Below are 13,770 nucleotides of genomic sequence, written 5' to 3' on the forward strand. Positions count from 1 at the left end.
ATAAATATTATACTCAACAATGGACCCAAAGGCCCCAAGTTTTCAATTTTGTTAAAGCAAATTATATTCGTAAGCTACTTTGATCAGTCCGGATGCATTTCTGACGTTCATTTTTCGCATCAGACTTTTTCTGTGTGCACTTACGGTGTCTTTGCTTATAAATAGCAATGCAGCTATGTCTTTATTGGATTTCCCTTTAGCTACCAACTCGAGAATTTCTTTTTCTCTTTTTGTCAGATGTTGAGAAGCATTAAAGCGATTGACCGTTAATTTGGATTGAAGATTTTTCCGGTTAACATCTGTTAGTTTGATATCCCTTCCTGTAAAAATCTCACCCTCCATCACTGTTTCAATGGCTTTTTCCAATTCTGCCAGGTCTGCATTTTTTGAAAGGAACCCATCGGCCCCTTTTTTGAGGACATCTCTCGCAATTTTGGCATCCGTATACATACTAATACACAGGATCCTGAGTTGCGGATGGAGTTCTTTGAATTTTGGTATCATTTGTCCGGCATCAGCATCTGCCAGATTCAGGTCCAAAAAAAGGAGATCTACGGATTCAGGATTGAGGAGCCGGAGGGTTTCTGTAATGTTTCCTGCTTCGCCAGCGCAGGAAAGAGAAAGCCGACTTTCGATCTGATCGAGCAGCAATCTGAACCCTTTTAAGAAAAGCTGATGATCATCTGCCACTACATATCGGATCGCATCCATGAATTAAGTCCCGGTTTTTTTGAACATATTATAAATAAGCAAAATAAGTGCCAAAAGACCCGGAGCGGGGCACTACAAGCGAATAGGATTTCGGCTATGTTGTACTAAATTTAATTTATAAATAAGATTATCAACCATTTATACATAATATAAATAGTTAATATTAATATAAAATAAATGATAAAAATATTTTATGTGTTCATGAGAAGAACCTGGTTTGGAAGTATAACCGGGCTATAAGACTGATATTGCTTCTCATTTCTGGCTTTAAAAGAAAGATCAATAAAGGGCCAAGTAATTGATAATCAGTAATTTATTGGAATACGAAGCATCGACCCATACATTGATGATCTACGACAAAAGGGATTCGGCATTCAAAAGTTCAAACCCTTTTTTGCTGAATATGGATGCCTGGAAACCGGGCAAAAGTGAAAAAGCACCGATTTCGCCTTTTTTATTCATAGCTATATAGCCAACCTGGAAAGGTTCGGTTGAATTGATGGACATAAGCCTTTTGATGGCTTCTTTGCAGGCCTTTTGGGGATGCATCCCTTGCCTCATCATTTCAACAATAGAGAATGCCCCAACTTTTTTCAGGACTGCCTCCCCCAATCCCGTCGCGGTAGCTGCTCCAATTTCATTATCGACATACAAGCCTGCACCGATGATCGGGGAATCACCAACCCTACCCCGCATTTTAAAAGCCAGTCCGCTGGTCGAACAGGCTCCCGATAAATCACCGCTTTGATCCAATCCAAGAATTCCAATGGTATCGTGGCGCTCGCTATTGATAACCGGGCTGTATTTGGATTTCACCTTCCAGTTATCGTAGGCTTTCCGTGCTTTGTCGGTCAATAAATTCTCAGTTATAAATCCTTGCTCCTGTGCAAATTGACTGGCTCCAAGCCCTGCAAGGATGACATGGGGAGTCTGCTCCATGACCCTCCTTGCCACAGAAACTGGATGTTTGATGTCCTCTAAAAAGACTACAGAACCAGCATTGCCTTTTGAGTCCATAATACAGGCATCCAGGGTAACCTTGCCTTCCCGATCCGGAAATCCTCCATAACCCACTGAAGTATCTTCCGGGTCGGACTCCGGTACCCGGGCTCCCGCCTCGACGGCATCAAGTGCCGACTTACCTATGCTTAGCTCATTCCAGGCCTCAGATACTGCATTTTTGTTATTCCAGGTGGCAATGATCAGAGGCTTCCTGGATTTTTTTGATGCAAATTCCAATTCCTGGGCTATACCTCCCCAAAATTCAGCTGCTCCGAAACCAAGCAACGAACTGGCAGAGAGAAAATTTCTACGGTTCCACATTATTTTACCCATTTAATTTCGTCACAAAATAACCAGGAATCACCACCCGCACCCAGATGCCAGGAAGGCATTTGGCCGGCATTTTTGGCCTTTATCCTTGCGAATCTGATTGACTGACCGGGATTAAAATTGTACGTTTTGGTAAGAGAATGCTCCGTATCCAAAGGAATTTCAGTTTTTGCAACGAAAGGAACAGAATAACTTTTTCCATCCAAAGAATATTCAATACTTACCTCTGAAGGCAGCAGGATCCAGGATTTTTGATCCTGCAGAAAACGAATTTGAATGTTTCCGGAGTTTTGCACCTCGTCAAACTCTAATTCTGCAACCAGGTCTTGCGCCTGAAAACCCTGCCAAAACCCATCCCGGTAATCTTCACTACCATGGACGCCATCAATCAGAGCGTCTGGTCCGGTAGCTGCATACTGATTTGCATAAGTTGATGTCAAAGTCAGTTTGATCCCATTAGGTTTTACAAAAAAGTCAGCTTTTTGCCAACTCCGTCCGGATTCTTCTTGTTTTAATTTAAAATAAAGTGTAGTTGGTTTATAAATCACAATGGGCTGTTTATAATCATAAACAGGACCCCTTGTAGTATCAAAACTATAAACCATATCTAAATTCTGCACGGAAGCCAGTTCAATTCGATTCGAATCTTTGAACACCTGATCCCCTTTCAAAATATAGGGGGCAATTCTGTATAAGGGTTCTTCACTCGGAAATTCAGCAAGCTTTTCATTCAAGGCCCGCTTCGCTAACGAAAATTCAAGCACGTCACCTTCACTTAAAGAAAACCGGTAACCCGGAAAGGACCCATTTTTTTTAAAAACAGAAACATATTTATTTTTTGCCGAAATGTTACTTTGAATCTGAATTGGTTTTTTACCAGGCACTTTAATTGTTGCATGGCGGAATGAAGGAACTCCCAAATCGTAAGTGGCGTGAAAAGGATGAACAGGATAAAATCCAAGTGCACTAAAAACATACCAGGAAGACATTTGACCGCAATCCTCATTGCCAATCAAACCGTCAGGAGAATTTTTATAAAATTGTTCCTTTATCGCGCTTACATATCTCTGTGCTTTTTCCGGTGCCCCGACATAATTATACAAATATGCATAGTGATGACTGGGCTCATTTCCATGGGCATACTGACCAATCAATCCGGTAATATCCGATTGAACTCTTCCCGTCATTTTACTTTCGGAAGTAAATACTTCATCCAATTTCTTATGCATGACATGACTTCCTCCCATCAAATTCATCATGCCTGATACATCGTGATGCGCTCCAAATAAATATTGGTAGGCATTGGCTTCAGTGAAATGAAAATTCACTTCTCTGGGATCAAAATCAGCAATAAACTTCTGGTTTAATTTGGCTTGAAAAAAACCTGTTTTCGGACAAAATAAATTTCTGTAACCATAGGGCGACAAAGACCTGTCTACATCCGCACGAATAAATTCAGCAGCTGCAAAGTCCAGACTATTTTCTATAGTTTTGGATACAGATTCAGACTCTTCATTGGACGCAATAAAACCTTTGTGCATAAACTTCAGTCCGGAATTATTCCCAAACATCAACGAATTTTTGACGGCTTCTTTAGCCAGTAGCGTATCAAAATTAAAATCGTTGTGAGCAAATGCATTTGCGATCACGGGAATTGCATGGTTTCCTATCATACACCAGGTTTCATTCCCCGCAAGTTCCCACACGGGTAATTGTCGAGATGCCTGATATTGTCTAAGAAAGGTTCGGATAAATTTTGCATTGTAATCCGGATAAATGAATTGATATAATGGATGTGTGGAGCGGTATGTATCCCAAAGAGAAAACACTGTGAAATGATCATCGATTTCGGCGATATAAATATTCTGGTCCATTCCCCTGAATCTTCCATCTGCATCCTGAAATAAACTTGGATGAATGAGATTGTGGTATAATGCTGTATAAAAAATTGTCTTTTTAGTCCGGCCCTTATCTTCGATTTCGATCCGAGACAAAAGTTCATTCCATTTATCTTCAGAGGATCTCATCATTTCTTCAAAATTGAATTGATCCCAATCGGCTTCCAGATTTAATGAAGCACCGTTTGCATCTACGGCTGATATGGCGACATGCAGCTGCAAAATCTTTGATCCGTTATTTTCAAAGACCAAACACATTTGAGTCGAATCGGCATTAAAAAAAGAAGAAATAATTTTCTTATCAAATTGAATATTGAAAAAAAAATGCTGGTTTTTTGCCCAGGATGAAGATTGTCTGAATCCTTCAATTCCAGTTGAACTCAGATTGGTAATTCCGGAAGACACCAAAGGATCCCTGTGTTTTAAATCCAGAATCAACCATTGGTTTTTAGGATCTTCATATGTATACCGGTGCATCCCGGTGCGCTTTCCAACAGTCATTTCAGCCCAAATGGAATATTTATCAAGTTTGACTTTGTAATAGGCCGGACTTGCAAATTCATTTTCCTTCTTAAATGTTGATCTGTAAACTGAATTCGAAAAAATATCTTCCGGAATAAGTCCTTGTCCTGGCATGATCAACAGATCGCAGTAATCTGCAACTCCGGTACCGGAAAGATGTGTATGGCTGAATCCATAAATCAAAGAGTCCGTATAGTGATATCCGGAACATCCGTCCCAACCTTCGAGCCGGGTATCCGGACTGAGTTGCATCATCCCAAAAGGATAACAGGCTCCGGGAAATGTATGTCCATGCCCTCCCGTTCCAATGAACGGATTGACAAATGTATTGTAGCCAGTTCTTTGGCAGGAATTCAGCAATAGTATTACACAAAATAAAGATAGAAATAAAACGGCAGGAAATTTTGAGTTCAGTTTAGCATTTGATTTCAATGAGAAAATAGTTTAGTTAATGAAAGAATTTTGCATTCCATTTGTGAATCAGGTCTGGCATGATTATCTCATTCTTGGCATTTTTCGTTTACCACCGGGACGAAACATCATTCTTTGGTCCATTTGCCCTGCCATCTTCATCCTTCCCTGTTGTTTCATCACATCATCGAGCATTTTCATCTGATCCTTAAATGCATCGATTGTAATGTTTAATTTTTTAAGTTCCCTGTATGCATTATTAGCTTGAGTCATTCTGTTTTTGGTCAAATGAATATTGATCATTTGAATGAGGATCATGGCCTTTTCATTATCTGAAGGCAATTTGAGAGATTGTGCTTTTGTCAACCAGGATTCTGCTTCTTCAGTCTTATTTCGTTGCATGGCTATGCTGCCTTTGATCAGAAAATAGTAAGCTCTGTTGGTTACATAGAGCAAATTGGGAAACAGCGTTAAGGCCAACCTTTTTTCGCAGGCTTCAAAGTCGGTTGATTGCATAAACATGGCAGCAGATTGCACCGTACCCAGTAAAACATAACTGACCAGCAAGATCAGGCCAATAAGCAATAAGGGAAATGCATACCAAAAACCGGTTGTAAATGCCAGAACCAGGCCCCCACCCAGGAATAATGCGATCAGGGCAAATTTTAAATAAATATTAAGTGTAAACATAGAGACTTTCGAAATTAAGAATGTAAAGGTAAATCAAAGCTGTAATAAAATAAAAGTCAAATGGATTGTGTAGACAGACATCTCAGGACTTCTGTACTTCCCAATGAAATAATATTCATTAATTCTTAATCGGAGGGAATAAGACGTTCTATAAGGTTAATTTTTAAATAAGGCAGATTCTGATCCCTTGCTCAGGCAGAAATGAACATTTATTCTCATATTCCAATGAACCTAATCATTTAGAATATTGAATAGTACCTGGATGGCATCCGTTAGAAATTTCTCTTGGAATTTGAATTTCAGACACGCATCTCCGCCTTTACATTTTCAATTTTTCTGATTTCGGGAAATCAATGTGTCGCGGGAGCTTGATATTACAACCCATCCAAACTGATTTCCGATAAGTAAAATCTCCCGGTATAACAAGAATTCCAACTGTTAGCACGTAAAAATAACGGTGCTGACAATTCGACCCCCGGTGAAATCCTCAATTTAAAAATAGGTATCTTTGTACAATAAATAAAATGCTGCGAAGTTCTTAAGGATTGAACTTTACCAGGCAGAATTTACCAAACCATGAGAATTACATTCATTTTTTTTCTTATACTTAATCAATTCATTGTCAATAGTCAATCGGATTTAAATCGCGATTTTCCCATCATCCCAAAACCAAAATCGATTCGGGTTGTAGGAGGCAACTACAGTTTGAATCAGCTTGATAAAATAATTATACCTACGGGAAGTTTGGAAGCTGAACAAATCGCAAACAGCATCCGGGAAATTCTTCAAATTCCAATTTTAAAACTGAACCGGCAAAAAAAGATTGATAAACCATCAACAAGGAGTTTGACACTCTCCCACATCGATAAACCAGGCCGGGATGAATATTACAAAATCAGCATCACTAAAAACGGTATCTGGTTGCAAGGCAGCTCGGCGAAAGCCTGGTTTTTGGGAATGCAAACCCTTTCGCAGTTATACGAGCTGAATTCCAGCCACTTTGCTGAAAAAACATTGCCTTATTGTTTAATTGAAGATGAACCAAGATTTAAGTACAGAGGAATGCATCTGGATGTAAGCAGACATTTTTATCCTGTAGAATCCATTAAGAAATATTTAAGATTGATGGCCAGATTTAAGTTCAATACTTTTCATTGGCATCTCACAGATGATCAGGGTTGGCGGATAGAAATAAAGAAATTTCCGAAGCTCCAGGAAATCAGCAGCAGTCGGAAGGCCACTTTAAAAGGCCATGCAAGTCAATATCCGGAAGTGTATGATTCGAGCACTTATCATTATTATTATACCCAGCAGGATATCAGCGAAATAGTGGATTATGCATCAAAACTTTATATTGATGTAATTCCTGAAATTGAAATGCCCGGCCACAGCACGGCTGCCCTGGCCGCTTATCCGGAATTCAGTTGTAATGGAGAATTGAGAGATGTCGCATGTAAATGGGGCGTTTTCAATTCAGGAGTGTATTGTACCCAGGATACCACCATATGGTTTTTAAAAGAAATTCTAAACGAAGTGTGCAATTTGTTTCCTGGAAAATACATTCACATTGGTGGCGATGAAGTTCCAAAAGAAAACTGGAAAGCCTGCGAAAAATGTCAGGCGGTGAAAAGAAGACAAAATCTGAAAACGGAAGAAGATCTACAAAGTTATTTTCTTAAAAACATTGAAAAGCATTTAAGTAGCAAAGGGAAAACACTTGTTGGGTGGGACGAGATACTGGAAGGCGGATTACCTGCTAACGCAGTCGTGATGTCCTGGCGTGGAAATGAAGGTGGAATCCATGCTGCCAGAAAAAGGCACGAAGTGATCATGTGTCCGGGCTCCCATTGTTATTTTGATCATTATCAATCTTTAAACAGTACAGAACCCCTGGCCATTGGAGGCTATACTTCCCTGGAAAAAACTTATCACTTTGAACCGGTCCCAACTGAGCTCAAAGCTAACGAACGTTCGTACGTTTTGGGGGCACAGGGAAATGTCTGGACAGAATACATGCCGGATTTTCAACAAGTACTATATATGGCTTATCCCAGGGCCATAGCGCTTTCAGAAGTCAACTGGACAGCACCCGATCAAAAAAATTACCCAGGATTTTTGAGCAGGCTTGGTTCCCACATACCCTGGTTTAAGAAGGAAGAAATGCAAATCACTCAAAGCATGCTGGATCTGAGTTACCAGACCAGATATGGTGAAGATGGGATCGAACTTTCTTTCAACAAGCCGGCAATGAAAGGAAAGATCCTGGTTGAATCTACCAGAGAAGGAGATGTGGTTGGTGAATATTTAACACACGATACATTCATTCTTCACAAGGATGTACAGTTCAAAGCCTGGTATCAGCTGGAAGATGGATACATTGGCAAACCGCTTCGAATTACTTTTCAAAAACATTTGGGTGTAGGAAAACAAATAACACTTTTGGAGGCTCCTGCCGAACGATATTTCAGTGGAGGCAGCCAGTGTTTGCTCAATGGCATTGAAGCTCCCGGCAACAAATTCGGTGGACCTGAATGGGTAGGTATGGAAGGAAAGGATTTTAGTGCGGTTATAGACTTAGGGCAGGAGCAATTAGTCAAATCACTGTTATTCCAATTGTATCACGATCCCGGATCGTGGATCCACCGGCCATCAGAAATTAATATTTATACAAGTGAGGATGGAATGACCTATTCAGAACTTGTTAAATACCAGATTTCTGAAACCAAAACCGGGCATCTGCAACCGGAAATTCCTTTACACCATAAATCTGCAAGATTCATAAAAATCCTGGTAAAGAACCAGGGAAAAATTCCGGAATTATACCCAGGTGCCGGAAAGAATGCCTGGTTGTTTATCGGAGAAATTCAGATAAAAAAGTAACCAAGACGCTTCATCAATAATTTTTTAACTTTCATATCAGCAATTCTTAACGCTGTTAAGCATTAAAGCTTGCTTGATTTTTTTCAGATACCAGTATCCAATTGTATTCATGGTTTATGACCTGATATTTTGGAAAAACTTTTGAAAATGTCTCTAGGAATTTTTTATTCAATTCCTGATCTTCCGGGGTGGCATGCAGTCTGTTGTAAAGCAAAATACCGGAAGATGCCAAAGCTGAATTCAAGAAGCTGAGAAATTTCTCAGATTCAAATTTGATTGGAATTGTACTGTCTTCAAAAATATCCATACAAATCAAGTCATACTGTTTTGAATTTGATTCGAGAAAATCCAATCCATCTTTACAGTATATTTTATAAGGTCCGGTGTATATGAAATCCAGGTATTTTTCAAACAAAAAAACAATCTCAGGATCGAGTTCCACAAAATCGAAATCTGCGGTGATGTTGAATTGAGATTGCAACATTTGAGGAATGCTCCCGGTTCCCAATCCGAGAACTAAAATATTTTTTGGCTTCCGAATGTGAACTTTGATTTTACGGAATGCTGCCACAAAATGTCTGTACTGCATCCCAAACGAATAAATTGCATTGTCGCTGACCAATTTAAATTGGCCGCGAGACAGATACAAACCGATGTTTGGATTGAATTCCGATGAGAGATGGTCGATAGGAAGGTCTGCGAAATAACTCAGAATTTTCCAGAACAGATTGGGTTTTTTGATCGTAAACCCATTCATAAATTTTCCCAATTCCGGAATCCACTACTTGCCCGAAAAACATAATCCATGAGTTGTTTTTGGTTTTCAGTGAGCCGGATCCCTCTGCGCTCCATAACGGTTGCTGCAGTGGTAAAAAATTTATCGAGTGTAAAAGTGGAAAAACCCGAAGCACCACCCCAGGCAAAATCCGGTATGAATTGTCTAGGAAATCCAGAGCCAAACACATTGGCTCCATAACCTACAACTGTACCGGTATTGAACATGGTGTTGATACCACACTTCGAATGATCGCCCATAATCAACCCACAAAACAGACTGGAAGTTTTTTCAAATCTCTTGCTTTCATAATTCCAAAGTTTCACTTCTTCGTAATTATTTTTCAAGTTTGAAGCATTGGTATCGGCACCGATATTGACCCATTCACCAATGACACTATTTCCTAAAAAGCCATCGTGAGCCTTGTTGGAGTAAGCTTGAAAAATAGTGTTGTTGACTTCACCGCCAATCCTGCATTCCGGCCCTATGGTAGTTGGTCCGTATATTTTCGATCCCATTTTGATAATGGATCCATCGCCAACAGCCAAAGGTCCCCTTAACATGGATCCTTCCATGACCTCAGCATTGTGACCTATATATATGGGTCCTTCCAGGGTATTGAGGCAGCTTGCCCAAACCTTTGATCCTTTTTCTATAAAAAGCTTTTGACCCATTACCCGATTACTTTCATGGACCGGCTCCGAGACCCTTCCTTTGGTAACGAACTGAAAGTCGCGTTCAAGCTCCATGCCATTCCATTGAAACAACTCCCAAAGTTTTGAGATCCCTCTTATCAGGTGTTTTTCAACTTGTTGCTGTTGAAATTGATTTAAGTCGGTTGATTCTAAAAAATTCTGGCATTGTTGCTTATTAAAATGACCGGCCACCCAATCTTCCCCACAAACCAAAATTTCTCCAACGGACAGTTTTGAAATAACAGAGCAGAGGTCCTCATTTGGAAGCAAATGACCCTGAATTACATAATTATCATCAGCAATATTGGCAGGAAAGCTTGAATCGAGTTCTTTGCGGCAGAAATGGCTGGTCTGTGCATGGAAATAAAGTGCCCATTTTTCCTGGATCGTGAGCATACCCAAACGAAAAGTTGCCAAAGGCCTTGCCCAGGATAAGGGCTTAAACTGTCCGTTGTGGGCCGGATCGAAAAGAATGAGATTCCTCATTTTATTAAATAAAAAACCCCGTAGGTTACGGGGTAGATTTTATTAGTTTTTAGCAAATTTCGAACCTGCGAATTTCTTATTAAATTTATCAATCCGTCCGGCAGTGTCGATAAATTTCATTTTACCGGTAAAGAAAGGATGCGATTTGGAGGAAATTTCAAGTCGGATGAGTGGGTATTCATTCCCATCTTCCCAAACGATAGTTTCCTTCGTGGCCGCACAGGAACGCGTAAGAAAGGCCTCATTACAAGAGAAATCCTTAAAAACAACAAAGCGGTAATTAGCTGGGTGCAAATCTTTTTTCATGGCCTTTTTAATTTGGAGTGCAAAGATAGTATTTTTTTAGAAATATCAAATAAAAACAAAATCCTTTTTTTGATCCGAACTGCTTGATAATCAAATCTTCACAATATGAATTACCTGAATTTTGTACCTTTCCCAGAGGATAACAGGCTATGAAATTTCATAAAAACTTTCTTTTTATATTCCTGGTATTGGCCGGTTTTGCTGCTCTTTACGGGGGAGCACAAATGTTGGGAAAACCTTTCTGGGGCAATAATCCAATTTGGTTGCTGCTGGGCACCTGGATGGTGATCGTTCTTGCACTCAGCCGGATTTATTGGTCTGATGGTCGGCAATTCTTCTATTTGATCATGAGCAGTCTGAGCGGACTGCTGTTAGGTAAAGCATTTGTTTTTACCAGTCCACTGTTGTTTGTGGGTTTTACGCCTTTGCTTTATGCTGCCTTCCGTTATGAACACCAAGGAACTTGTCGTCTGCGGGTCCATGGATATTATGCCTTTCACGCTTTTATGGTTTGGAACATCATTGCTACCTACTGGGTGGCCAATGCAGCGTTGATTCCCGGCCTTGTAGCCTTCCTGCTCAACAGTCTTTTTATGTGCATTCCCTGGTTATTAGCCCTGCAGATCAAGCGAATAAAGCCAAATTTCTGGCTCCCTGCATTTGTCTTTATTTGGTTATGTTACGAATGGGGCCACCATCAATGGGAAATTTCCTGGCCCTGGTTGAGTCTGGGTAATGGGTTTGCATTCTACCCGGAGTGGATACAATGGTATGAATATACGGGAGCTTTTGGGGGCAGTCTCTGGGCTTTAGTTGCCAATGTTGTGGTGTTTGCGTCAATCGCTTTAATCAGATACAGAATTTATGCCATCATCGCTTTGTTAATCTGGTTAGCAATGCCTGTTTTCATATCTCATCAAATATCCAAAAGACCCTCGTATCCGGGTGAGGCCGTTGAAGTGGGTATTGTACAACCCAATTACGAACCTCATTTTGAGAAATTTTCTGTCGACCAGAATTTGCAGATGATCCGGTTTGAAAAATTATCAAGAGAGGTGATTACTGCGAATACCCGGTATTTATTATGGCCGGAAACCAGTTTTGAATATCCCGAAGTTGGGGCATTCCATAAAGATTGGAGAATTTCCAGAATGGGGGACTTGTGTAAAATGTATGGAAATACTTGTCTGGTAACAGGTCTAAGCACCATCCGCACTTTTAAAGAAGGTGAAGATTTAACAGATGCCGCACGTAAAAGCAACAAAAGCTTAAATTCCCTTTATTACGAAATACAAAACAGTGCTACTCAAATATGTGCGCACAGTACCGATTTTCCAGTTTATGTTAAGTCTAAACTGGTTCCGGGTGTGGAAACCTTTCCTTATCGGCGCTGGCTTCCCTTTTTAAAGCCCATTGTCGATAAATTGGGTGGATCCATTCATGGGCTCGGAAAGCAGAAAGAAAGAGCTGTATTTGAAAATGGAAATTTAAAAATTGCACCGGTTATTTGTTACGAATCCATTTATGGTGCCTACATCGGTGATTACATCAAAAAAGGAGCTCAAGCTATATTTATCATGACGAATGATGGTTGGTGGGACAACACGCCCGGTTACCGTCAACACCTCTATTTTGGTGCTTTGCGCGCCATCGAATACCGGAAACCCATCGCTCGTTCTGCGAATACCGGAATTTCGTGTTTTATCGATGCGAAAGGAAACATACTGGATGCGACGAATTATGGCAAAGAAGCTGCCATACGCAGAAATATGTTTTTCTCTACATATGAAAGTTTTTATTTAAAGCATGGAGATTACATTATAAAACTAGCACTGCTGGGTGCATTGATCATTTTGATCATTTCGGCAAAGCCATTTTTGAGAGTTCGTTTTTCAAAAAATCAATGACGCGAACTTCAACAGAGTCCACAGCATTGAATTCGGCAAGATGGACACTTAGCAAATCAAATAAATGAACCAAATACAGCGATTTCTCCAAAAAGGAATTTCCCATACAAAATACATCGATAACTGAACCGGCATAATGACTGACAATTTCTTTTGTCAATTCCATCCGGGCCTGAATTCTGTGATAATCTCCATGGTCGCGAATAAAAATTGCAGCAAGGGTTGGGTGATTCCACCTCCAACCCACAAGTTCGTTGTGATTCATTTCCGGGATGACGTGATGCCAACACAGCATCTTACTGTTTTCGTTAATTTGCTGTCTGGCTCGTATGGAAACCGGCTCAAATCGATCGGAGCTATAAAACACCAGCCATTTTCCTTTGATCAATTCTGCCAATTGCAAGGCTTGATCATTGATACCATTTTTATTGTTCCGGATCAATTGAATTGCCGATTCGATTTGATTTATAAAATCAGGTCCGATGACATTAAGTTTTTCCAAAGTGAATAGCTGAGCACACAATGAATAGGCAAGACATGCCCTCGGTGAAGACCAACCTGATGGCAATTTTATATAATCAATTTTCAACTCTTCTGCTAAACGTAAAAGTTCACCTCCGGAACTGATTACGATCAACCTGGCCTTCTTAGCCAATAATTGCTGAAATGCAGAAATGGTTTCTTCCGTATTACCGGAATAAGACGAGACTATCGCTAAAGTATGCTGAGAAATATAATTAGGAACTGAATAAGATTTGCCCACTGAAAAGGGCAACATCGATTCATTTCTTATGATGGCTTCCACAAAATTTGCTCCAACTGCAGATCCACCCATACCACTGACATATATATTACTTAACCCGGCATCATTCTTTCTTAAATTGGTTTTGGCAAACAACTCCAGCGATTCCTCAAGTTGATCAGGGAAACTCTGAACCATATCCATCATTGTAAGTTCCATAGCTTTACGGATTGGAAATTGCAAAATTAGATTTTATTTTTGTAAGCCTGGATGAAATCTCCCGGTCCATCTAAATCAATATTATTGAAAACAATATCATGTAAATCAGAGTGGAAGTAATTTGCCCTATGGATACTGACTAAAGATCTTCCATACCATTTGTTAAAAAATTATTATTAATTAATGACAACACATA

At 40.0% G+C, this 13,770-nt stretch carries 10 protein-coding genes; 2 read left to right on the top strand and 8 right to left on the bottom strand.

Annotated elements, in window-relative coordinates; genetic code table 11:
• Positions 1 to 51: 51 nt before the first annotated feature.
• The 4 genes from IPM34_12180 to IPM34_12195 form a co-directional block, all read right to left on the bottom strand.
• Positions 52 to 711: a response regulator transcription factor gene (locus IPM34_12180; GenBank protein ID MBK8956294.1), complete on the bottom strand. Its 660-nt coding sequence runs from the start codon at positions 709 to 711 to the stop codon at positions 52 to 54.
• A 351-nt stretch (positions 712 to 1,062) separates the two neighbouring features.
• The gene (locus tag IPM34_12185; GenBank protein ID MBK8956295.1) at positions 1,063 to 2,034 is read right to left on the bottom strand and encodes a N(4)-(beta-N-acetylglucosaminyl)-L-asparaginase; all 972 of its coding nucleotides are present in this window, start codon (positions 2,032 to 2,034) and stop codon (positions 1,063 to 1,065) included.
• Positions 2,034 to 4,895: a GH92 family glycosyl hydrolase gene (locus IPM34_12190; protein ID MBK8956296.1), complete on the bottom strand. Its 2,862-nt coding sequence runs from the start codon at positions 4,893 to 4,895 to the stop codon at positions 2,034 to 2,036. Before IPM34_12190 ends, IPM34_12185 begins: the two co-directional genes overlap by 1 nt.
• Positions 4,896 to 4,958: 63 nt before the next feature.
• Entirely contained in the window at positions 4,959 to 5,564 is a 606-nt protein-coding gene (locus tag IPM34_12195; protein MBK8956297.1) for a hypothetical protein, read from the bottom strand.
• Between the two features lie 576 nt (positions 5,565 to 6,140).
• Here IPM34_12195 and IPM34_12200 point away from each other — a divergent pair.
• Positions 6,141 to 8,444: a beta-N-acetylhexosaminidase gene (locus IPM34_12200; protein ID MBK8956298.1), complete on the top strand. Its 2,304-nt coding sequence runs from the start codon at positions 6,141 to 6,143 to the stop codon at positions 8,442 to 8,444.
• Between the two features lie 55 nt (positions 8,445 to 8,499).
• Here IPM34_12200 and IPM34_12205 read toward each other — a convergent pair whose 3' ends face one another.
• From IPM34_12205 to IPM34_12215, 3 genes are read right to left on the bottom strand one after another with little or no spacing between them, the layout of a single operon-like run.
• Positions 8,500 to 9,201: a fused MFS/spermidine synthase gene (locus IPM34_12205; protein MBK8956299.1), complete on the bottom strand. Its 702-nt coding sequence runs from the start codon at positions 9,199 to 9,201 to the stop codon at positions 8,500 to 8,502.
• Positions 9,198 to 10,400, bottom strand: coding sequence for a glucose-1-phosphate thymidylyltransferase (locus IPM34_12210; GenBank protein ID MBK8956300.1), 1,203 nt, complete (start codon positions 10,398 to 10,400; stop codon positions 9,198 to 9,200). Before IPM34_12210 ends, IPM34_12205 begins: the two co-directional genes overlap by 4 nt.
• A gap of 42 nt (positions 10,401 to 10,442) precedes the next feature.
• A complete protein-coding gene (locus IPM34_12215; GenBank protein ID MBK8956301.1) occupies positions 10,443 to 10,706 on the bottom strand; it encodes a type B 50S ribosomal protein L31 in 264 nt (87 codons plus the stop codon).
• Between the two features lie 149 nt (positions 10,707 to 10,855).
• Here IPM34_12215 and lnt point away from each other — a divergent pair, with 149 nt between their 5' ends.
• Positions 10,856 to 12,613 carry an apolipoprotein N-acyltransferase gene (gene lnt / locus IPM34_12220; GenBank protein MBK8956302.1) on the top strand — a complete coding sequence of 586 codons (1,758 nt, stop codon included), beginning with the start codon at positions 10,856 to 10,858 and terminating at the stop codon, positions 12,611 to 12,613.
• Here lnt and IPM34_12225 read toward each other — a convergent pair.
• Positions 12,564 to 13,574, bottom strand: coding sequence for a bifunctional phosphoglucose/phosphomannose isomerase (locus IPM34_12225; GenBank protein ID MBK8956303.1), 1,011 nt, complete (start codon positions 13,572 to 13,574; stop codon positions 12,564 to 12,566). The genes lnt and IPM34_12225 overlap by 50 nt on opposite strands.
• Between the last annotated feature and the right edge of the window lie 196 nt (positions 13,575 to 13,770).

Source organism: Saprospiraceae bacterium, assembly GCA_016716185.1.
Taxonomy (GTDB): Bacteria; Bacteroidota; Bacteroidia; order Chitinophagales; family Saprospiraceae; genus Vicinibacter.

Coding starts and splice junctions, on each gene's coding strand:
- IPM34_12210 (MBK8956300.1), bottom strand. CDS start 10,400: ATGAGGAATCTCATTCTTTTCGATCCGGCCCACAACGGACAGTTTAAG.
- IPM34_12200 (MBK8956298.1), top strand. CDS start 6,141: ATGAGAATTACATTCATTTTTTTTCTTATACTTAATCAATTCATTGTC.
- IPM34_12205 (MBK8956299.1), bottom strand. CDS start 9,201: ATGAATGGGTTTACGATCAAAAAACCCAATCTGTTCTGGAAAATTCTG.
- IPM34_12215 (MBK8956301.1), bottom strand. CDS start 10,706: ATGAAAAAAGATTTGCACCCAGCTAATTACCGCTTTGTTGTTTTTAAG.
- IPM34_12185 (MBK8956295.1), bottom strand. CDS start 2,034: ATGTGGAACCGTAGAAATTTTCTCTCTGCCAGTTCGTTGCTTGGTTTC.
- lnt (MBK8956302.1), top strand. CDS start 10,856: ATGAAATTTCATAAAAACTTTCTTTTTATATTCCTGGTATTGGCCGGT.
- IPM34_12180 (MBK8956294.1), bottom strand. CDS start 711: ATGGATGCGATCCGATATGTAGTGGCAGATGATCATCAGCTTTTCTTA.
- IPM34_12225 (MBK8956303.1), bottom strand. CDS start 13,574: ATGGAACTTACAATGATGGATATGGTTCAGAGTTTCCCTGATCAACTT.
- IPM34_12195 (MBK8956297.1), bottom strand. CDS start 5,564: ATGTTTACACTTAATATTTATTTAAAATTTGCCCTGATCGCATTATTC.